This is a genomic window from Shewanella sp. Pdp11, from assembly GCF_002838165.1.
Lineage (GTDB): Bacteria > Pseudomonadota > Gammaproteobacteria > Enterobacterales > Shewanellaceae > Shewanella > Shewanella hafniensis.
Genome location: NZ_CP015194.1, coordinates 3,287,005 through 3,308,938, shown reverse-complemented (window position 1 = coordinate 3,308,938; position 21,934 = coordinate 3,287,005). Strand labels below are relative to the sequence as shown.

The 21,934-nt window shown below is 48.6% G+C and carries 17 protein-coding genes; 5 read left to right on the top strand and 12 right to left on the bottom strand.

Features of this window, described 5'->3' with window-relative positions; genetic code table 11:
- Positions 1-64: 64 nt before the first annotated feature.
- From hisF to AYJ58_RS14615, 8 genes are all read right to left on the bottom strand, one after another.
- The gene (gene hisF / locus AYJ58_RS14650; protein ID WP_106650692.1) at positions 65-838 is read right to left on the bottom strand and encodes an imidazole glycerol phosphate synthase subunit HisF; all 774 of its coding nucleotides are present in this window, start codon (positions 836-838) and stop codon (positions 65-67) included.
- On the bottom strand, positions 820-1,557 hold the full coding sequence (hisA, locus tag AYJ58_RS14645; protein ID WP_106650691.1) for a 1-(5-phosphoribosyl)-5-[(5-phosphoribosylamino)methylideneamino]imidazole-4-carboxamide isomerase: 738 nt from the start codon (positions 1,555-1,557) through the stop codon (positions 820-822). Before hisA ends, hisF begins: the two co-directional genes overlap by 19 nt.
- 70 nt (positions 1,558-1,627) lie before the next feature.
- The gene (gene hisH / locus AYJ58_RS14640; protein WP_106650690.1) at positions 1,628-2,440 is read right to left on the bottom strand and encodes an imidazole glycerol phosphate synthase subunit HisH; all 813 of its coding nucleotides are present in this window, start codon (positions 2,438-2,440) and stop codon (positions 1,628-1,630) included.
- A gap of 31 nt (positions 2,441-2,471) precedes the next feature.
- The gene (hisB, locus tag AYJ58_RS14635) at positions 2,472-3,563 is read right to left on the bottom strand and encodes a bifunctional histidinol-phosphatase/imidazoleglycerol-phosphate dehydratase HisB (protein ID WP_106650689.1); all 1,092 of its coding nucleotides are present in this window, start codon (positions 3,561-3,563) and stop codon (positions 2,472-2,474) included.
- Between the two features lie 101 nt (positions 3,564-3,664).
- Positions 3,665-4,858, bottom strand: a complete 1,194-nt coding sequence (hisC, locus tag AYJ58_RS14630) for a histidinol-phosphate transaminase (protein ID WP_106651833.1) — start codon at positions 4,856-4,858, stop codon at positions 3,665-3,667.
- 28 nt (positions 4,859-4,886) lie between these two features.
- Complete coding sequence (hisD, locus tag AYJ58_RS14625; RefSeq protein ID WP_106650688.1) at positions 4,887-6,209, bottom strand: histidinol dehydrogenase; 1,323 nt, start codon at positions 6,207-6,209, stop codon at positions 4,887-4,889.
- A gap of 3 nt (positions 6,210-6,212) precedes the next feature.
- Positions 6,213-7,112 carry an ATP phosphoribosyltransferase gene (gene hisG, locus AYJ58_RS14620; protein WP_106651832.1) on the bottom strand — a complete coding sequence of 300 codons (900 nt, stop codon included), beginning with the start codon at positions 7,110-7,112 and terminating at the stop codon, positions 6,213-6,215.
- 868 nt (positions 7,113-7,980) lie between these two features.
- Positions 7,981-8,958: a transposase gene (locus AYJ58_RS14615; protein WP_106650687.1), complete on the bottom strand. Its 978-nt coding sequence runs from the start codon at positions 8,956-8,958 to the stop codon at positions 7,981-7,983.
- 478 nt (positions 8,959-9,436) lie between these two features.
- Here AYJ58_RS14615 and AYJ58_RS14610 point away from each other — a divergent pair, with 478 nt between their 5' ends.
- A complete protein-coding gene (locus AYJ58_RS14610; RefSeq protein WP_198555468.1) occupies positions 9,437-11,446 on the top strand; it encodes an ATP-dependent DNA helicase in 2,010 nt (669 codons plus the stop codon).
- A gap of 150 nt (positions 11,447-11,596) precedes the next feature.
- On the opposite strand, the gene AYJ58_RS14605 is transcribed toward AYJ58_RS14610, so the two are convergent.
- Positions 11,597-13,588, bottom strand: a complete 1,992-nt coding sequence (locus tag AYJ58_RS14605) for a TonB-dependent receptor domain-containing protein (protein ID WP_106650686.1) — start codon at positions 13,586-13,588, stop codon at positions 11,597-11,599.
- Positions 13,589-14,059: 471 nt separating this feature from the next.
- Between AYJ58_RS14605 and AYJ58_RS14595 the strand changes: the two genes are divergently transcribed.
- Positions 14,060-14,650 (top strand): DUF4440 domain-containing protein, encoded by a 591-nt coding sequence (locus AYJ58_RS14595; protein WP_106650684.1) that lies wholly within the window; start codon positions 14,060-14,062, stop codon positions 14,648-14,650.
- A gap of 41 nt (positions 14,651-14,691) precedes the next feature.
- Here AYJ58_RS14595 and AYJ58_RS14590 read toward each other — a convergent pair whose 3' ends face one another.
- Positions 14,692-15,339 (bottom strand): DUF938 domain-containing protein, encoded by a 648-nt coding sequence (locus AYJ58_RS14590; RefSeq protein ID WP_106650683.1) that lies wholly within the window; start codon positions 15,337-15,339, stop codon positions 14,692-14,694.
- A 388-nt stretch (positions 15,340-15,727) separates the two neighbouring features.
- Here AYJ58_RS14590 and AYJ58_RS14585 point away from each other — a divergent pair, with 388 nt between their 5' ends.
- A complete protein-coding gene (locus tag AYJ58_RS14585; RefSeq protein ID WP_106650682.1) occupies positions 15,728-17,017 on the top strand; it encodes an NAD(P)/FAD-dependent oxidoreductase in 1,290 nt (429 codons plus the stop codon).
- Positions 17,018-17,086: 69 nt separating this feature from the next.
- Here AYJ58_RS14585 and AYJ58_RS14580 read toward each other — a convergent pair whose 3' ends face one another.
- Positions 17,087-17,965, bottom strand: a complete 879-nt coding sequence (locus AYJ58_RS14580; protein ID WP_106650681.1) for a LysR family transcriptional regulator — start codon at positions 17,963-17,965, stop codon at positions 17,087-17,089.
- Positions 17,966-18,141: 176 nt separating this feature from the next.
- Between AYJ58_RS14580 and AYJ58_RS14575 the strand changes: the two genes are divergently transcribed.
- A complete protein-coding gene (locus AYJ58_RS14575; protein WP_025007830.1) occupies positions 18,142-19,281 on the top strand; it encodes an S-(hydroxymethyl)glutathione dehydrogenase/class III alcohol dehydrogenase in 1,140 nt (379 codons plus the stop codon).
- A gap of 164 nt (positions 19,282-19,445) precedes the next feature.
- On the top strand, positions 19,446-20,288 hold the full coding sequence (gene fghA, locus AYJ58_RS14570; protein WP_106650680.1) for an S-formylglutathione hydrolase: 843 nt from the start codon (positions 19,446-19,448) through the stop codon (positions 20,286-20,288).
- A 118-nt stretch (positions 20,289-20,406) separates the two neighbouring features.
- On the opposite strand, the gene AYJ58_RS14565 is transcribed toward fghA, so the two are convergent.
- Positions 20,407-21,783: an L-serine ammonia-lyase gene (locus AYJ58_RS14565; RefSeq protein WP_106650679.1), complete on the bottom strand. Its 1,377-nt coding sequence runs from the start codon at positions 21,781-21,783 to the stop codon at positions 20,407-20,409.
- Positions 21,784-21,934: the final 151 nt, after the last annotated feature.

Genomic DNA, 21,934 nt, shown 5'->3' with positions numbered 1-21,934 from the left:
TTAATCCGTTTGTAGAACCTAGAACCTAGAACCTAGAACCTAGAACCTAGAACCTAGAACCGCTCTAGCGTCTAATCGCGATCCCTTCGGCCGCTAAATAGGTTTTTAATTCACCGATGTTGATAATCGCCTTGTGGAATACGCTTGCTGCCAGCGCCGCATCGACCTTAGCTTCAATAAATACATCGCGAAAATGCGCCATAGTTCCAGCGCCGCCTGAGGCAATTAACGGCACGTCGCAGATGGCACGAACAAGGCTTAACTGCTTGATATCATAGCCGCCGCGCACGCCGTCTTGGTTCATCACATTGAGCACGATTTCACCACAACCCCGTTTTTGTACTTCTTCAACCCAGTCTTGGGTAAACCACTGCGTGTCCTTAGTCGCCGCTTCATCGCCGGTAAATTGCTTTACCTTATAGCTGTTGCTGGTGGCATCGAAAAAGGAGTCGATACCAATCACGATACATTGGCGGCCAAACTCGTCCTGCAGGCGTGAGATCAAACTCGGATCGGTTAAGGCGGGCGAGTTAATCGAAATCTTATCCGCCCCAAAGGCTAATAATTCACGGGCTTGGCTAATGGTTTTAATGCCTCCCGCCACGCAGAAGGGAATATCAATCTGCTCCGCCACGCGGCTCACCCAAGATTTATCGACCACACGTTCGTGGGCGCTGGCGGTAATGTCATAAAATACTAGCTCATCGGCGCCTTCTTCGGCATAACGCGCGGCTAAGGGCACTATATCGCCGACAATTTCGTGGTTACGAAACTGCACGCCTTTCACTACTTTACCGTCTTTTACATCTAAACAGGGGATTAGTCGTTTGGCCAGCATTGGATTGCCTCCGCTACGTTAAACTGATTGATAAGCAAGGCTTTACCGATAATGATGCCCGCAGCACCGCTATCACGCACGGCGGCAACATCCTCAAGGGTCGCAATACCGCCGGAGGCTTGCCAAGCGATGTCGGGGAAGCTGGCTGCAATTTCTTGATAAAGCGCTGTATTCGCGCCCGTTAAGGTGCCGTCCCGGCTAATGTCAGTGACCAGCGCATGCTTTAAACCGACCGCGCTAAAGGTTTCTACAAGGGATTCTAAACTCTTACCGCCGCCACTTTGCCAACCGGATACGGCGACCATTTTCTCTCCGCTCTGGTTGATATTGACATCGAGCGCGAGGCAAATGGCTTCGCTACCGTATTTGATAAACCACTCTTTAACTAACTCAGGTTCTTTTACCGCGAGGGAGCCAATCACCACACGTTTTACGCCGATAGCTAATAATTCAGTGACTTGCTCTTCTGTACGAATACCGCCGCCCACTTGAATATTAGCGTTTAGTCCCGCTACGAGTTCACCGATAAGGCGAGTTTGGTGTTTAGCGGGATCTTTCGCGCCGGTTAAATCAACGATATGCAACCACTTCGCGCCTTGGGCTTCGTAGGATTGCAGCTGCGCCAAAGGACTTAAATCAAAGGTGGTCTGCTGGCCGTAATCGCCTTGATAAAGGCGGACGACATTGCCATCAATTAAATCGATCGCAGGAATAATCATAAGCTTAAATCCTCGATTGATTTGTTTATAAGTTGTTCATTGGTAATTGGTTTTTTGTTGAGTAATTTATTCATTGGTCAGCCTTCTTTGCATCAGCTTGGCCATCAGCAGAGTTACTTCGCAGCGTTTCGTTCATCAGAGCTTCGTTCATCTCTAACTCGTCCATCAGTAAAAAGTTACGCAGAATTTGCGCGCCCACGGCGGCACTTTTTTCGGGGTGGAACTGCACGCCCATAAAGTTGCCTTTGCCTATGGCGGCGCTAAAGCCTTCGCCATAGGAACATTCGGCTAAGGTAAATTCACTCAGCGGCGCGCGGTAACTGTGGACGAAATACACATAACTGCCATCTTCAATACCCGCAAACAGCGGATGAACGCTAGGGCTGTTGGCGCCTTGTGATTTGGTCGTGAGCTTAAGTTGGTTCCAGCCCATGTGCGGTAAAGGCAAGCCTTCAGCTTTGAGTAACTGCGTATCCAGCTCGCAAATGTCGGTCGGGATTATGCCTAAGCACTCGCAATCTTGACCTTTGCCGCCGCGCTCCTTAGAAATCGCCGCGAGCATTTGCATGCCAAGGCACACGCCCAGCACAGGTTGAGTCAGGCCTTGAATGAGTTCGACTAAGCCTTTCTCATGCAAGGACGCCATGGCCGCACCCGCCGTGCCTACACCCGGCAGCACCACGCGTTTTGCCGCTTTGATTTTGGCTTTATCGTCTGTGACCAATACCTTAGCGCCTAAACGCTCGAAGGCGAAACGTACTGAGTTTAAATTGGCACAGCCCGTATCTATGATCACGGTGTCAGCATCTGGTGATGCATTTGCTGTTAATTGCTGGCCAGCTGTTAATTGCTGACCTGCTGTTAATGAAGAGTCTTGTTGCATCCTAACCTCTTAAACGATTTATGCTGATGCCTTAAAGCACGCCTTTGCTCGATGGCAGAATATCGCCTTCGACTTTAACTGCTTGGCGTAGCGCGCGGCCGAGCACTTTAAACAGGGCTTCAACCTTGTGGTGATCGTTATCGCCTTTGGCGGCGACATGCAGCGTACAGCGCAGGCCATCGGCAAAGGAGCGGAAGAAGTGTGGCACCATTTCTGTGGCCATTTCACCGACGTGCTCACGTTCAAAATCGGCCGAGAATTTGATAAAAGGACGGCCAGAGATATCCAGCAGACATTCGCCCTTGGCTTCATCCATCGGCAGACTAAAGCCAAAACGGGCAATGCCGCGTTTGTCACCGAGCGCTTGGCGCAGGGCATCACCTATGGCTAGCGCCGTGTCTTCGACGCTGTGGTGATCGTCGATTTCTAAATCGCCATCGACTTTCACATCCATTCTAAAATTACCGTGGGTGGCAATTTGATCGAGCATGTGGTCGAAAAAGCCAATGCCAGTGTCGATTTTGCCTTTGACTGAACTGTCAAGATCAACAGTTACGCGGATATCCGTTTCTTTGGTGGTACGCACAACAGTGGCGGTGCGGCCTTTACTCAGCAGTGCATCGGCGATGGCATTCCAGCCCAAAGTGTCGCGTTGATATTTAAGACTTTTAATGCCCATGGCATTGCCGAGTTCCACATCGGTTTCGCGATCGCCAATCACCGCCGATTGGGTGAAATCGATGCAGCCTTGGGTGAGATAGTCTTTTACTAGCCCCAGCTTAGGTTTACGGCAGCTGCAATTTTCATCGTTAAAGTGCGGGCAAATCACCACATCTTCGAAGTTAACCCCTTGGCTTTTGAGGATTTGCATCATCATATTGTGGGGCGCGTCGAAATCTTCCTGCGGGAAAGACGGTGTGCCAAGGCCGTCTTGATTGCTGACCATGACTAAACGAAATCCTGCCTTTTGTAGACGGAGCAAAGCAGGGATAACCTGTGGCTCAAACACTAATTTCGCCAGGCTATCGACCTGTTTGTCGGTGACGGGTTCTTCAATCAAGGTGCCATCGCGGTCGATAAACAGAATTTTTTGTGCAACGTTCGGGATAAATTGTGGGTTCATGGCTCTACCTTCAAATTCAATTCGTTTAGCTAATGCTTAAGCTGATTTTACCTTCAGCGCAGCATTCGCTTTTTATTGGTTTTATTAGTTTTTATGTTCAGTTACTTATTATTCGTTTCTGGTGATTGCTCAGTGCGTTGCGATTCAAATAAATTCACTAACACATCGGTATCCGCCTTTGAACTAAAGCTAAAGCGGATAGCCTTGGCAAGCCTTGGGTCTTTGTAGGCGCGGGCGACAACACCGCTGCCTTGCAGTAACGCTGCGACCTTGGCGACATCATCAAATTCAGCCAGCACATAATTGCCGTTAGGCTTAAGTACGCGGGCGCGCGAATCTGAGCTATTCGATTTTGAACAATAAGCGCTGATCGCCGCTGTGAGTCTGGCGCCTTGCTCATTTAATTGTGCAACTTGCACTTTCATCCGTACAACGCTAGCGCTTGATAACGCTTGGGTGGCGACTTCACTCACGGGTAGAGGCACAGGATAGGGCGCAATCACGCGCATAATGATTTCGACCACGGCCTCGTTTGCTAGCATAAAACCACAGCGTGCACCGGCGAGTGCAAAGGCTTTTGACAGGGTGCGCAGTACCACCAGATTCGTATAGCTTTCCAGCAAATCCGCCACGCTGTATTCAGGGCAAAACTCAATATAAGCTTCGTCGATCACCACAAGCGCGTCGGGCAGGGCTTTAACTGCTTGCTCGATAATGGCTTTGTCGATCACAGTCCCGGTCGGATTATTGGGATTGCAGATAAACACCAGTTTTGCGCCGCGAACGTCTTCTGCATAGCTGGTCGGCAAGCCATATTCCGCGCTGAGATTTAATGCTTTAACGCCCACATTAAAGGTTTGCGCGCTGATGGCATACATGCCGTAGGTTGGGCCAAAGGTTGCAATACTATCAACGCCAGGTATACAAAAGGCGCGAATGAGCAGTTCAATCGCTTCATCGGCGCCGCGGCTGGCGACTATCTTGCTGGCGTTTACACCACTGTATTCGCTGTAGGCCTTGATAAGCTGAGGCGGTTGGCATTCTGGGTAACGATTCAATTTCGATAAATCGAGTGCTGCTGTATCGACATTATTGAACGGCGACTCGTTGGCATTGATCCAAATATCACCACGACCGCCCAGTCTGCGGGCACTCTGGTAGGGCGTTAAATCCAGTAACTCAGGCCGCGCTAGGCGCTCGGCTAAATTAAGCGTCGCTGACTGCGTTAACGTTGATGGTGCTAACGTTAATTCTGTGGGTTCTGCTGTCCTTTCCATGCTGCTCACTTGGCTCATTTTCTTCACTCACATCTCATTAAACGGATCATTTTTCTAGGCTAGCTAAACGTACTGCGATGGCATTTTTGTGTGCATCGAGCAATTCGTTACTGGCTAATGTCATGACCGCTTGCCCCAATCCGATTAAACCCTTAGCGCTGAGTTCCTGTACGGTAAAGCGGCGGCTAAAGTCGGCCAGTGATAGGCTCGACACGGCGCGGCTGTAACCGTAGGTAGGCAGCACGTGGTTGGTGCCACTGGCATAATCGCCAACAGATTCCGGCGTATAAGCGCCTAAAAATACTGAGCCAGCGGCGCGAATGTTTTTCAGCACCTCACGGGGAAAGCGCGTTTGAATGATTAAGTGTTCAGGCCCGTATTGATTGGAAACCTGCGCTGCTTGCAGCATGTCGTCCACAACAAAAGTACGACTGCTCAGTAGCGCCGTTGCCGCGATATCACAACGCGGCAGCGCGGCGAGTTGTCTTGTTAGTGCTTCATTGACACCATCGGCGATAGCTTGCGAGTCCGTCACTAAAATCACTTGTGAATCAGGGCCGTGCTCCGCTTGCGAAAGCAAATCGGCGGCGATAAATTCGCAATTGGCGTCGCTATCGGCAATCACCAACACCTCAGAAGGGCCAGCGGGCATATCGATACACACAGTGCAGCGGCCATCCTGTGACACTAAGCGTTTAGCTTCAGTTACATAGCGATTACCTGGGCCGAAAATCTTATCGACCGCCGGAATCGTTTCTGTGCCAAAGGCTAGCGCTGCAATGGCCTGCGCGCCGCCCACTTGATAAATTTCAGTGATCCCACAGGCATTGGCGGCATAGATAATGGCATCGTTGATCGGCGGTGGGCTGACTAATACTCTTTGTTCGCAGCCTGCAATTTTGGCGGGCAGGGCAAGCATCATCACGGTCGAAATCAATGGCGCGCTGCCACCGGGGATATATAAACCCACTTTTTCAATCGGTTCGCTACGTAGCTCGCAGCGTACTCCCACCTCGGTCTCCATATCAATCGGGCGAAATTGCTGGGCGCTGTGAAACACATCTATATTCGCCATGGCTTTGGCGATCGCCGCTTTAAGCTCTGGTGATACCCGCGCGCTTGCGGCAGCAATCTCGGCTTCACCCATGCGCAGCTCGCCACTTCCATGTCCATTTAAATCTTTGGTCGCGCTATTGAAGCCATCAAACTTTTGATTAAATTCGGCAATGGCGGCATCCCCCCGCGTAGCCACTGCATCGATAATGGCGCGAACACTTTGTTCTAAGCCACTATCTCCAATTAAGGGCGAGCGTTTCAGCGCCGTTTTCTGCTCGGCGCTTGATAAGGTTGACCAAGTTAGGATTTCCATAGATTACCCCATCATTTTTTCGATTGGCATCACCAGAATCGAGCTGGCACCGAGTGCGGTCAGCTGTTCCATGGTATCCCAGAACAAATCTTCGGTACTGACGGCGTGGATAGCCACGCGGTTAGTATCATCATTTAATGGTAATACGGTGGGGTTTTCAGCACCGGGCAGCAGGGCGACGATTTGGTCTAAGGTTTCGGTTGGCGCGTGCAGCAGGATGTATTTGCTCTCACGGGCGCGGATAACGCCGTTGACACGGGACAGAATTTTGTCGATGAGTGCTTGTTTAGTCGGCGTTTGGGTTTGGGTCGATTGAATGATGCAGGCCATAGAGCGGTAAATTACTTCGGTTTCGTATAAGCCGTTTGCTTCTAAGGTGGCGCCCGTCGACACGAGATCACAAATTCCATCGGCAAGGCCAGCGCGTGGGGCGACTTCAACCGAGCCTTTTAACATACAGTCGCGATAATTTATGCCTTTTTGTTGCATAAAACGGCGCAGCAGGTTCGGGTAAGACGTGGCGATGCGTAATCCTTCTAACGAGGAGGCATCGGCGTAACTGAATTCCGTGGGTACGGCTAACGAGAGGCGACATGAGCCGAAATCTAACTGACGCAATTTGAGGCAATCTGCGGGTTTGTTCAGTGTTTGACGCTCGATTTGTTCCTCTTCGAGCACATTCTCACCGATAATCCCCATATCAACCACACCGTCCATCACCAATCCTGGGATATCGTCATCACGAACGCGCAGTAAATCGATAGGCATATTGTCGGCGTGAGCGATAAGACGTTGTTCATTAATGGAAAATTTAACACCACAGCTTTTTAGCAGTTGCTGAGAGTCAGTAGAAAGACGGCCAGATTTTTGGATGGCGATGCGTAAACGGTTCGATTCAGTCATAGTGTTATCTCGCTCAAAAGTATCAAAATTAAAAGATTCAAAAGTGTGTTGTTTAATCGGTTTAATACGCCTGCCGTTCAATGGGCTCTAGCTAAGATCTCTAGTTAAGTGCTCTAGCTAACGTATTGATAATTTATAAAATATCTAAAATTTCTTATTAAATTAAAATCAAAATCAAAATCAAAACCAAAATTAACGTCTAAAAGCAAAAAACCCCGGAATTCCTTCCAGGGTTTTTTGATTATCTTGAATCAGTCCGCCAGAAGGATATAGTCCTCCGGCAGTGAGCGTCCGAAGGCTACCGCATATGGTGGTGATGGTGGTGGATAGCGTTCAGTAATGGGCTCATTTTACTCTCTCGGTATTTAACGTTATTGGCCCAACTGTTCGAAATAAGTGCAGTCGAAATACAGTGAAGCCTTGAATGCGTTGTTACGGATGTCTATCCGTATAAGTGGATTTAAACTAACCGCTTTTAAGAGCCTTTGCAACAGCCAATTTGAATTAAATGAGAATATTTATGCGTTTTTGTGAAAAGGCAGAGGGTTATCGCTAAATAAAGCCATTGAGCATATTTGTTGAGGGAATGTTGAAACTGGACCGAAATGTGTTGGGTAGTCGTGTAGGGGATTCGTAACTTGATTTTGAGATTTCCAAGCCACCCATGATGCGAAACATAACCTACAACACCTAAGTCGCATTTACCAAGGGTATTTTTACAGAGGTTGAAAGTCACATATTCGAGAGATTTTTGGTCGTTTTGTATTAATTTGCCGATAGTTAGCTGAAATTGGATGGATTAAGTTCGAGCCATATTCTCCACTGCGGTGGATTAATCAGTTTGAACACTAAATTATCTCTGATTCGGTCAGCTTGCCATTAAATGCTGGCAGCTGTGTCGATAGTGCATTCGTCGCTTTTCAAGGTGTTCGCAGTAACAAGTAAGTTCTTGCAAAGTACCCACGGGACCTTTAAATAGCTGTCCGAAATGTTGAGTGAGCTTAAGCCAGTGCTCAGGCGGAATATTAAGGCGAATCAGTAAGCTTGCACTGCTCGAACTGATACTCCCGCGTTTATCATCGCGAATAATTCTGCCAGTATCATCGACCAGTTGCAGATAATCTTGTACATCAAAGGACAGCCCTTTAGGCATATTATCTCGCTCATTACCGATAAAAGGCAGTAAGGTTTCGGGTTGTTTGCCGGCTAGTGCCGCACGGATACGCCGTTGAATACTAGTGAAGTTCGAAGTTTCTGGTGATGTGGCCAGTTGAGCGCGAATAGGGTTGAGGTCAACATAAGTCATACATGCGAGTACTGCCGCCTCATCGAGTAGGGCTTGGGATTTAAAACGGCCCTCCCAGAAGCGTCCAGTGCAGTTATCCTCTTGATTTGCCTTACGGGCGATAGGTTCATTTAACGCTCGCATAAACCAAGAAATATCACTTAAGCGACTGCGGTATAGAGCGATATGGTGTTTAAGGTTAACCACGTCATGGGCTTCAACAACTTGCCCTTTGACAAATTGTTGTGTTAATTCAGTGCCTTTAAATACTTGATGCCAATGCTCAAGCACTTCTCTATCGCTCCATTGATTAGCTTGGTAAATGTCCACGCAGAGTACCAAGTGCAGATGATTGCTCATCACCGCATAAGCAGCGACATCAATAGCAAAAACCTGAGCCAGCTTAAGCAGTTGTTGCTCTACCCACTCGCGTCTATGGTCGTAGTTTTTACCAGAGAAATGGTCTTCACCACACAAATAGGCACGCCTAACGACTCGACTACAACAGTGATAAAAAGGCGTATCTTCCAAACTAATTTGAGTTCTCCTTGGCTGTGGCATCATCACACTCCTTGTGTGGGGAAACAGACACTAAGCCTAGTTGCGAAATTGGTGATTCACCAAGAAGCACCATGAAACTCGCAATAATTAACAATGGGTGGCTTAGAAAAACTGGTCTAGAAAAACTGGCTTAGAAAAACTGAGAAAAACTCTGCGTGTACTCAAATATCTTGTTTTGGGAGCTTTGTATCAAAACTGACGACCCATAATGAATAGCTTTAAATGGAGGCTCATGTATGGCGCGAGGGAAAGAACCCGCGAAATTATCCTTGCTAACTTGTAGTCTTATCTTAAATCAGCATAATGCTTCGAGCCGTTAAGCTTAACGCTATTGTTTACGGCTGCGGTTTGCGACACGAACCAGTGCTTGTGGTTAATTAAAGTCATCACAATGCACTCGCTCAGCAGCTTATAGTGTGGCCTTACTACATTGTTTTATAACGCTCCCTAACACCTTGATTAAGGATTGATTCTCCCTTTGACTCGCTCCCGCCAACCGACATCTAAGCACGGTTTATCTAAAGAAACAGTGGTTAAGCCTGCTGCCTTAAAAGGCGCTGCTGCGGTGAGCCGACTCGCGGGCGAAGTGCAACGCGCATTTTTGCCCGATGGAGTATTGTCTAAACATATTCAAGGGTTTAGTGCGCGAACAAGCCAAATGCAGATGGCGCAGCAAGTGAGTGAGGCAATAGCGTCTAAGGGGAATGTAGTAATTGAGGCGGGTACGGGGGTAGGTAAAACCTTTGCGTATTTGATCCCTGCGATATTGAGCGGTAAGCAAGTCATCGTCAGTACGGGCAGTAAAAACTTGCAAGAGCAGTTGTTTTTTAAAGACTTACCCGCGCTGGTCGCCATGTTGGGGATTGAGCCTAAACTGGCGCTGCTAAAGGGCCGCAATAATTATCTGTGCCAGTGGCGACTCGATAAGCAAATGAGCGAGGCGACACATATCGATGCGCGTTTGTTGGATGATTTGTTGAAAATCAATCAGTGGGCGAGCACCTGTAAAGATGGAGATATTGGCGGTTTAACCTCAGTACCTGAGAATTCCTCGGCGCTGCCGCTTGTGGTCAGCACTAAGGAAAGCTGTATTGGTAAGCGCTGCGACTTTTACGATGCCTGCTTTACCCGCAAGGCGCGCAGCCGTGCTCTGGATGCCAAAATCATCGTGGTGAACCACCATTTGTTTTTCGCGGACAGCGTACTGAAAGACACGGGGTTTGCCGAGTTATTACCCGATCCCGATGTGGTTATTTTCGATGAAGCGCATTTATTACCCGATATTTGCGTTAACTATTTTGGTCAGCAATGTTCGAGTCGTACTATTGATGATTTTATTCAAAAGCTACTGGTTATTTATCAAACTGAACTGAGTGACACAGGGCAACTTGCCCAATTTTGTCAGCGTTGCCTTGCCAAATTAAGTGACTGGCATAATCAGTTATATTCCAGCGGTGAATCCGACTGGCGTTTAGTGCTGGGCAATAAAGCGCTCGCGGCGGCGTCATGGGATTTATTAGCGGAATTAATCGCGCTGCAGAATTTATTAATGGCTCATATTGGCCGCAGTGAATTGTTAGATGATATCGCCATCAAGTTGGCGGAGCTGAATAATAAGCTCAGTGTGTTTTTTAACTGCGATAATAATCTGGCGGCCTACAGCATTGAATTTGGTAGTCGTTTTGTGGTGCTGCGAATTTCACCCATCAATATTGCCCGTGAGTGCCAGCAGTTATTTGTGCCGGAAACCAGCTGGATATTTACCTCGGCAACTTTGCAAGTTAACCGCAGTCTTGCCCATTTCGCCCGAGAAATGGGCATCGTCGATGCGCAACAAAGCATTCTCGACAGTCCCTTTGATTATCCGCGCCAAGCGGTATTTTGTGTACCAAGACAACTTGGCAGCGTGACCAATCAACAGCAAGCGTTAAAACAGTTGGTGGATGTGTGCGTGCAGGCGATAGATGCGGCGCAGGGACGGACTTTTATTTTATTTACCAGCCACAAAATGCTCGAACAAGCGGCGTTGGCGCTGCGAACTCGCACTCAGTATCCGCTGCTAGTACAAGGCCAAGCGGGTAAACAGAGTCTGCTGACTAAGTTTCGCCAACTCGGCAATGCGGTATTGCTCGGCACCAGCAGTTTTTGGGAAGGGGTGGATGTGCGCGGCAAATTGTTAAGCTGCGTGATTATCGACAAATTACCTTTTGTGTCGCCGGATGAACCCTTGTATCGTGCCCGCGCCGACAATGTGAGTAGGCAGGGGCTCGATCCCTTTACTGAAGTGTCGTTACCTCAGGCTATTATTGCGCTGAAACAAGGGGTTGGCCGTCTTATTCGCGATGAAAAAGACCGCGGTGTGCTGATCCTTTGCGATAATCGCATTGTGAATCGCTATTACGGCCAAGCCTTTCTAAATTCACTGCCGCCGATGGCGCGTACCCGTGACCTAGATAAAGCGCTGGAATTTTTAAGACAGATCCCTTAATGCCGATCCCATAAAACAAATCCCTTAAGGCTGCTCGCTTGAGGAAGTGTTCTAAAAGTTAGACAGCTTAAAACTGAATTCATAAAAAACGGGCTTGCGATAGTTTCGCAGGCCCATTTTCACCTAGATAAATCAATGTGTGGCAGATTGTTATCTGAAACTTGCCGTTACGCCCGCATAAATACTGCGACTCTTTTGGATGTAATCCAGATCGGTAGCCACTTGGTCGCGCTCAGCATCCGTTAGGTTAGTGACGCCGAGTTTGACTCTGAACATAGGATTGATTTGGTAATTTGCCCCTAGGTCGAGTGAACCATAACCCGTCGATTTTACATTGGTGCGCAAATACTGATCGCCAGTATAGTGGTAGGCGATAAAGGTAGATAAGCCCTCCAATGCCTGCCATTGCAGTTTCAGGTTGTAGCTGTCATCCGGCGTTAAGGTAAAAGGCGCGCCATTTTGCTTATCTTCGGCATCGGTTTTACTGTAATTACCGCTAATGCTGACCGTGTCGCTTACATCGTACCAAGCCTGCAGTTCCCAACCAGTAATCTTAGCTTCGTTCACGTTTTGGTAAGTTAATACTGCACCGGGCGTTCTATCCCAAGTTTCTGTGATGATTTTATTTTCTACATCATTGTGGAAGTAGGTGATCGAGCCACCAAAATCTGTGGTTTGATATTGGGTCGATAACTCGTAGTTCACTGAGGTTTCGGCCTGTAGATCGGGATTGCCCGCAACAGTACAGGCGCCGCGACAAGCGGGGATAATATAATCGGCTTGGGATTGCGCCATATTTGGCGCTTTAAAGGCTTTGCCACCGCCGCCTTTGATCACCCATTCAGAACTTAAGTTATACACTAAATACATGCGTGGGCTAAATTCGGTGCCGTACACATCGTGGTGATCGACACGCCCGCCCAAAGTGATATTGAGTTCGCCCAAGCTAAATTCATCTTGCAGATACAAGGCCGATTGACTGTCGTCTAAGGTGCCATCGCCTAAAATGTTGCGGCTGTTTTCAAGTTGAGTCCAACGGTATTCTGCGCCGCTGGTTAACATGTGATCCCCAAGCAGGACTGTGGTTTGGCCGTCGAGATTGTGGTTGGTTTGGGTGATATTACCAATTTCGGCGATTAACGCTGAGTCGTCAGTTACCTCAACATTTTCATAGTAATAGCGCAGGCGAGTATCGCCCCAGTTCCAGTGGCCATTGTGGGTTAGACCTGAGCTTATCCGCTCGGCTTGTTGGTTATTGGTGAGAATCGTGCCGTAGTTATTCCAATCTGATTCACGTTCGTCATTGGCATAACTTAAATCAAATTGCAGATCTTGCTGGCTATCAATCAACCATTGCAGGTTAGCGAGGGCGCTGATTTCATCTCTGTCTTCTAACGCATCAATGGTGGGTTTTAAGTCTGAACGCCATGCATCGCGTTTATTGCTGTCGACGATTAAGTTTGCCAGTAATTTATCTTTGATCAGCGCGCCGCTGGTATAGAAATTATACTTAGTGCTGTCGCCACCTTTGCCACTGGTGGGCGTATCGTATTGCACGCCGACACTGGTCTGCCAGTCGTCAGTGGGTTTGCGCAGTATGACGTTAACCACACCGCCTAAGGCTTCGGAGCCGTAGAGGGATGACATAGGCCCGCGCACGACTTCGATACGTTCAATGGCAGACATGGGAATGGATGATAAGTCAAAATCGTTGCCATAACCGGAGGTTAGTGCTTCGCGGGAGTTGACTCGGCGGCCGTTGATTAAGATCAGCGTGTAGTCCGAATCCAGTCCGCGCAGGCTAATTTCATTGCGACCATAGGGCGTGCCTTCGCTGATGTTCACACCCTGTAAATAACGCACTGCGCTGGCCAGATCGTCAATCACTAGCGCTTCAAGTTCACTGCGGTTTATCACAGACACAGATGCGGGCGCCGACAGTTCCGAATGCTTAGTTTGCGTTGCTGTGATCACCATACGTTCCATTTCTGCTGTGGCATCTTGAGTCGTTGCGGCACTTACCCAGGCCGCGGGTAACAACAGACTTAAGCCAATGGCGCGTGATAGGCGGTTCAGCGTAAGAGTCGATTTTGTGGCAGATGCGTGACAGATTAGGCGAGTACGGCGGATAAATCGGGACATATCATTCTTCCTTGGGTAATTTCGGCGAATGATAATTATTCTTAAATAGTGCATCAAGAGCGCAGATCCCACTTTTGTGTAAAGACTATGTAAATTTTACTGTTTAATAACAGTATGATAGAGGGTATGTCTGTTCAGGGGGCAGCTTGCACTACCAAGCAGATGTTGCTGAGAAACAAATATGAGAAAGTGAGTGTGATCAGCGAATGTGAGAAGCGAATACGAAATAGCGAATGCGAAAAAGTGAAACGCCGTGGTGGGGTAAATCGCGCAAAAATAGTGAGATTAGCCACAAGTTGTCGGCAGCTTCTACAGATCAACTCAAGCCGTAATTATATTTGCATGATTTTAAAGGGTATTTTAATTGGCATACGCTTTGCTGATACTTCTGCTGCAGATGTGTGGCGCTATGCAGTTTTGTGATGTGGAGCGTCGCCATAAAAATTTACAGCCAACATTCACGGAGAGAATATGAATCCAGCACTCTATAGCCTAGCCACAGTCGCGGTATTAACTTTGTCACTCGCCACAACCGAACCCGCTGTTGCCACAGATGCGCCCGCATTAGCTAATGCCGCATCAGCTAAAACCGCTGAGGCTCCACATGCAGGCACTGTGCAACCGGCTGCCTTAGAAGATACCTTATCTACCCAAATTACAGCGGTGGATTTTGCCGTGTTTGATAGCTTCAATAAGTGCGCGGCCCCCGCTGAACTCAAGAAACATGCAGCGTTTTTCACTGAAGATGTTGAGTTCTACCACGATACAGGTGGCGTAACGTGGAACCGCAAGGACATGATCGCCAATACCGAAAAATACGCCTGTGGCCATTACCGCCGCGAGTTAGTTGCGGGTACGATGAAAGTGTTTCCGGTGAAAGAGTTTGGCGCGATAGAGCAAGGCGTTCACCGTTTTTGCAGCTTTGAAACCGGCAGCTGCGATGGCCTAGCCGACTTTGTGATCGTATGGCGCAAACAGGACGAGCAGTGGAAGGCCACCCGAGTGCTGAGTTATGGGCACAGAACCGCCGAGGCCAAAACGAATTCAGTTAAAACAGACTAAACCAAACTCGCTCTTACCAAAAAATAGCCATAAACAAAAAGTTAGCCTTTAACAAAATGCAGTAGTCTATTATTGGCGGGCATAGCCACATCTTGTTTCAGTGTGAAGCCTTGCTCGCTGGCTAAACTGCAAATCCATTCGATATCGCGAATGCCGCTGGCGGGATCGCGCTGTTTTAAAAAGGCATCGAATTGGCGATTGCTGTCACTGCTAAATTCGCCTTGGTAGTTGAATGGGCCGTAAATGCACAGTGTTTTGAGTTGGGGGAGATACAGACCAAGACCAGTAAAAAGCGCTTCTACCATGTTTTTGCTCATAATATGCAAAGTGTTCGCAGTAAATACGCCATCAATATCAGGTGTTAATCCTTCCACCGGCCATGGCGCGGTAACATCAAGGATAAGCGGTAAAGCTAGATTTGCCCCTGCATTTAATAGCCCGCCTTCTTGCTCACACCTTGCGCTAATGCCACCAATATACTCAGCTTGATCGCTGGTTTGCCAGATTAAATGGGGAAGATTTGCTGCAAAAAATACGGCATGTTGGCCAGTGCCACTGCCGATTTCGAGTACATGTTGGTTGAGTGAGAATGCCTGCGTTAGTACGGCTAAAATCGGCGCTTTGTTGTTTTCGCACGCTTGGGAAAACGGCAGTTGGCTAAGTGGCTGGGCAATGGGTAATAGTGACATAATGGACTCTAGGCAGTTGAGATTAAAAGAGTATGGCGCCGCACAAGCCTATCTTAAACCAGCAAAAAGCATAAGGCTTAAAAGATAAAATGAGCCACGCTTCAATCCTAGGTTCCTCAAGCAGACGCCATTCCTGCTTCCTTTGTTATCTCCAGCAAGCGGTTAGCACAATCCACTGTTGACCTCGATCTCAACTCAGATATACTCTCAAATTCTGAACGCTTGTAAAAAATATAAAACAACATCGACGGGTAACGTGTTAACGCTAGCGCTCATAAACTAAGCCTTAATACCCATTACCAGCACACAACTTTCAGTACTTAATGTTAAACACTCAGCTTTTAATATTTAACTTTTAGCACTTAACTTTCAACATCAAGGAATGACCATGCCAGCAGAGCGTTGCGCCTCCTACTACAATGCCACCATTAACCAAGAGTCGGATTATCCTGAGCTTGAAGGCGACATTCGCGTCGATGTGGCGATTGTCGGTGGCGGGTTTACCGGTGTAGCAACGGCGCTGGAATTATCCGAGAAGGGCTACAAGGTGGCACTGATTGAGGCCAACAAAATTGCGTGGGGCGCGACCGGACGTAACGGCGGGCAGGTGACGGGCAGTTTGTCCGGCGACGCTGCGATGACAAAACAGCTGCGCCGCCAAATTGGCAATGAAGCTGAAGATTATGTGTGGAATATGCGTTGGCGCGGTCATGACATTATTAAAAATCGGGTGGCCAAGTACGGCATCGACTGTGATTTAAAGTTTGGTCATATCCAAACCGCCTACCAGCCAAATCACATGCACGAGCTTAGGGCTATGCATGATGAGGCGCAGCGTCGCGGCATGGGTGAATTTATGACGCTGGTATCCGCCGATGAAATGCCCGCCTATTTAGGCTCGCCCTTGTATCACGGCGGCTTAGTCAATCGGCGCAACATGCATTTGCACTCAGTCAATCTATGCCTTGGTGAAGCTCGCGCTGCAGCAGGTCTGGGGGCGTTGATCTTTGAGCACTCACCCGTGCTCGATATTAAGGAGGGCGATCTTGCTACCGTTATTACCGCCAAGGGGAAAGTGCGCGCCAATAGCGTGCTGATCGCGGGGAATGCCTACCATAAACTCGCGCGCCCTCAACTGCGTGGCATGTTATTTCCGGCGTCCTTAGGCAATTGCGCCACGGCAATTTTGCCCGATGAGATCGCTTCGCAACTCAATCCGCAGGATTTAGCCGTATACGATTGCCGCTTTGTACTGGATTACTATCGCTTGACCGCGGATAAACGGTTGATGTTCGGCGGCGGCACTAACTACAGCGGCCGCGATCCCAAAAATGTGGCGGCGGAACTGCGGCCCGCAATTGAGCGTACGTTTCCACAATTAAAGGGTGTTGATATCGAATTTGCCTGGGCCGGAATGGCGGGCATTGTGATTAACCGTATCCCGCAGCTCGGCAAAGTGTCGCCTAATGTATTCTATTGCCAAGGATATTCTGGGCATGGGGTGGCGACATCGCACATTATGGCCGAGATCATGGCCAATGCGATGGACGGGCAACTGCGTGAATTTGATTTGTTTGCCGCCATGCGCCATATCCGCATTCCGTTAAATGAATGGTTCGGTAATCAAGCGCTGGCGTTAGGCATGTTGTATTACACTTTACGGGAAAACTGGCGCTAGTTTGCACCGTTTTGCCTGTTATCACTCAGGTTGTTCTATCCGCTCAACAACAGGCTGTTCAGAAAAAGATTAGTCCTGTTCGGCGAGTTTTTCGGCGAGGTAATCGACCAATACGCGGATCTTAGCCGACAGGTGGCGGTTTTGCGGATAGAGCGCCCAAATGCCTTCTTTGGCTTCGCGGTGACCGTCGAGTAAGGACAGTAAACGTCCAGCTTGAATATCTTCTTCAATATAATAATCAGGCAGTTGTACTATACCAATTCCTTTTAACGCCGCATCCCTTAATGCGTAGCCGCTGTTACAATTGAGATTGCCACGGACTTTGATATTACGCTCGCGGCCATTCTCCACAAAGCGCCAGTAATTATGATTACCGATCAAACAATTGTGCTGGCTAAGTTCAGATAAGGTATGGGGCTGGCCGTACTTTTCCACATAGCTTGGTGAGGCGGCGACATAGTGAGTGCGACTGCTGAGCGGTTTGGCCATCAGACTCGAGTCGGCGAGTTTGCCGAGGCGAATCGCTAGATCGTAACCACCTTCAATCAAGTCCAAGGTGCGATTAGTGAGGTCAACGCTAAACTCAATACTTGGATATTGCACCATAAAATCATTGAGTAACGGCATGATAAACTTCTCGCCATAGGCCACGGGAGCCGTGAGTTTGACTAAGCCTTGAGGTGAGTCCTTTAGGTTGGATATGGCACGCTCGGCTTCTTCTAACCCGGTTTGTAATTGGCGGCAATGGCGATAATAAATCGTACCTTCTTCGGTGAGCGATACTTTGCGGGTGGTGCGGTAAAAGAGTTTTGTGCCGAGGCGATTTTCCAATGCCGTGATTTGGCGACTCACGTGGGCGGTGGAGATATTCAGTCGCTGCGCCGCTAGGGTAAAACTTTCGGCCTCAGCCACCGCGACAAATTCAGAAATGCCGTCCCAGAGATACATTGTTGTTACTCAGTAAAAATGAATTGCTTGAATACTAGATTGTCTCTCGCTGAGAAACAAATACAATCCTCCTATTCAGTAGCATCAGTGCAATGGTCGCAAGAATTTACTTGGCCTGAATTGAATTTATGATACACCAATGACTTACTCCTATTACCTATTCAAGGGACGTAACAATGTCGAACGAAAAACCGCAGTTTATTAAATCAAAGGCCGCAGTGGCTTGGGGACCAGGACAACCACTTAAGATTGAAGAAGTGGATGTGATGTTACCTAAAGCGGGCGAAGTCTTAGTGCGCATTGTGGCTACGGGCGTGTGTCACACGGATGCGTTTACCCTGAGCGGTGACGATCCAGAAGGCGTATTCCCAGCGATTTTAGGCCACGAAGGAGGCGGTATCGTTGAGCAAGTGGGCGAGGGTGTGACCAGCGTGCAAGTGGGCGATCATGTGATCCCACTTTATACCCCAGAGTGCGGCGAGTGTAAGTTCTGCCTATCGGGCAAAACTAACCTGTGCCAAAAAATTCGTGCGACCCAAGGTAAAGGCTTAATGCCCGATGGCACCACGCGTTTTTATCTTGATGGCAAGCCTATTTTCCATTACATGGGCTGCTCGACCTTCTCTGAATATACCGTGTTACCTGAAATCTCATTGGCGAAAGTCAATAAGAGCGCGCCATTAGAAGAAATTTGTCTGCTGGGTTGCGGCGTGACCACTGGTATGGGCGCTGTGATGAACACGGCCAAAGTGGAAGAAGGCGCAACCGTGGCGATTTTCGGCCTCGGCGGTATCGGTTTATCGGCGATCATTGGTGCGACGATGGCAAAAGCCAGCCGCATTATCGCCATTGATATCAACGAGTCTAAGTTCGAGTTAGCTAAAAAACTCGGCGCGACCGATTGCATCAACCCTAAATTACTCGATAAGCCCATCCAAGAGGTGATCGTTGAGATGACCGACGGCGGCGTGGATTACTCATTCGAGTGTATCGGCAACGTCAACGTGATGCGCAGCGCCTTAGAGTGTTGCCATAAGGGCTGGGGTGAGTCGGTAATCATAGGTGTTGCCGGTGCAGGGCAAGAGATTTCAACCCGTCCATTCCAATTAGTGACTGGCCGCGTGTGGCGCGGTTCTGCCTTTGGCGGTGTGAAAGGGCGCTCTGAACTGCCCCACATTGTTGAGCGTTACTTAGCTGGTGAGTTCAAGCTCGATGACTTTATCACCCACACTATGGGACTTGAGCAAATCAATGAAGCGTTCGAGTTGATGCACCAAGGTAAGAGCATCCGTAGCGTGATCCATTTTGATAAATAAGTGGTTTTGCATTTTAAACGGATGCTTCAGCTTGATGTGACTAACGGGCAGACAGGTGCAAATCTGTCTGCTGTGTTGCCAACTGAGCTGACGATAAGCGCCATGACTAACGCTAAGACTAACGTTATAAATAGCGCTAAAAGATTGAGCTTAAAAGGACTTGTATGACCATAGAAAATATCAGTTGTAACAAGAGTTTTGGCGGTTGGCATAAGCAGTATCGCCATCAATCTCAGTCATTAAACTGCGAGATGCGCTTTGCGATTTATCTGCCACCTGAAGCGGTTAATAAACCTGTGCCAGTGCTGTACTGGCTCTCAGGCTTAACCTGCACAGATGAAAACTTTATGCAGAAGGCCGGCGCACAGCGCATGGCGGCTGAACTTGGGATGGCGATTGTCGCTCCAGATACCAGTCCTCGCGGTGACGATGTGCCCGATGCGGCGGACAAAGCCTACGATTTAGGCTTAGGCGCGGGGTTTTACCTCAATGCGACCAAAGCACCGTGGAATCGTCATTACAAAATGTACGATTACATAGTCCACGAGTTGCCAGCCTTGATTGAAGCCCATTTTCCTGTGACTACCCAGCGCGCCATCTCCGGCCATTCGATGGGCGGCCATGGTGCTTTGGTGATAGGCCTGAGTAATCCGCACAGATACAGCTCCATTTCGGCCTTTAGCCCGATTTCGAATCCGAGTAATGCACCTTGGGGCATTAAAGCCTTCAGTGAGTACTTAGGTGAAAATCGTGAACATTGGCGCCAGTATGATGCATGCGAGTTGCTTAAGCTCGCGATTAGCGAAGTGCCAGTACTGATTGACCAAGGTGAAGCTGACAGCTTTTTAGACACCCAATTGATGCCACAATCGCTGGTGGATATCGCCCATACCAAGGGTTATCCCTTGGATGTGCGGATGCAGCCGGGGTACGATCACAGCTACTACTTTATCGCGAGCTTTATTGAAGAACACCTTAAGTTCCATAGTTTGTACTTTAAGGCCTGAATCGTCGATTCAGCATTCATGCCGATGAGCTAAAACAAAAATGCCGCAACTTTGTGAGTGGCGGCATTTTTTATGGTGCGATTTAAGCGGTTAGCTAGAGTGAACTAACACTCAGCACTTAGCACTCAACTATGTTTACCGCTAGACCGCCTTTGGCGGTTTCTTTGTATTTGCTGCGCATGTCTCTGCCGGTATCCATCATGGTTTTGATCACTTTATCCAGTGAAACCTTGTGGTTACCGTCACCGCGTAGGGCCATACGAGAGGCGTTGATCGCCTTGATCGCGCCCATGGCATTACGTTCGATGCATGGTACTTGCACTAGGCCGCCCACAGGATCGCAGGTTAGACCTAAGTTATGTTCCATGCCGATTTCAGCTGCGTTTTCAACGTGCTCAACCGTGCCGCCCATGATTTCAGTCAGTGCGCCTGCAGCCATAGAACAGGCTACGCCGACTTCACCTTGACAACCGACTTCGGCGCCAGATATTGAGGCATTTTTCTTGTACAAAATACCAATTGCGGCGGCGGTTAATAGGTAACGGGCGCAGACATCAATATCCACTTCTTGTACGAAAGTATCGTAGTAGCATAATACTGCTGGGATAATTCCCGCTGCGCCGTTTGTGGGTGCTGTCACTACGCGATCGCCGGCTGCATTTTGCTCGTTGACCGACAGGGCGAATAAATCGACCCAATCCATAGCGGTTAATGGATCGACATTGTTACGGCCTTCGGCTTTCAAACGACGGTACAGGGCAGGGGCGCGGCGACGTAGTTTTAGGCCGCCAGGTAAAATACCTTCCTTCTGATAGCCGCGTTCAATACAGGTTTTCATGGTCTGCCAAATGTTCCACAGCTTGGCTTTGACTTCATCTTCGGTGGCTAAACTCAGTTCGTTCGCCATCATCAAAGAAGAAATACTCAGACCTTGTTCGCCACACAATTCTAATAATTGCGCTGCGCTGCCAAAATCAAAAGGTGCCGCTTCGATTTGTGATGCAGGGGATGCGTTACGTTGGCTGATTTCATCTTCATCTAAGATAAAGCCGCCGCCGACAGAATAATAAGTACGCTCGAAAAGACACTCATTTTTACAATAAGCGTACAGGGTCATGGCGTTGGCGTGGGCTGGCAAGGTTTTGCGTCTGTGGTAGGTAATGCCTTGCTCGCGGGTAAATTTAACCACTTTGCCACAGTGCAACGTTAAGGTTTCGTCCTTGGATACGTGCTCTAAAATGCCGTCGATACTATCAGTGTCTACGGTTTCTGGATCTTCACCCATTAAACCTAAAATCACTGCTTTGCCCGTGCCGTGGCCTTTGCCTGTTTGGCCGAGGGAGCCAAAGAGCTCGGCTCTTAATTCATCAATCTGGGTCACGAGTCCTGAGTCAGTCAGGTTTTGCATAAAAATTTTGCCCGCTTTCATTGGGCCGACAGTATGTGAACTCGATGGACCTATGCCGATCTTGAACATGTCAAATACGCTAATCATGATAGAAGTCCTGTTGTGTCTTGTTTATTATTTTAGTCTGAGTGCATGGGATTGCTCGCTCTGCAGATTGAAGCACGCTAATCTTCAACGTGAACTCTGGTCAATGGCGGCGCTCTTTCATGCGAAATCTGCTTGTGTCATACTCTAGCTT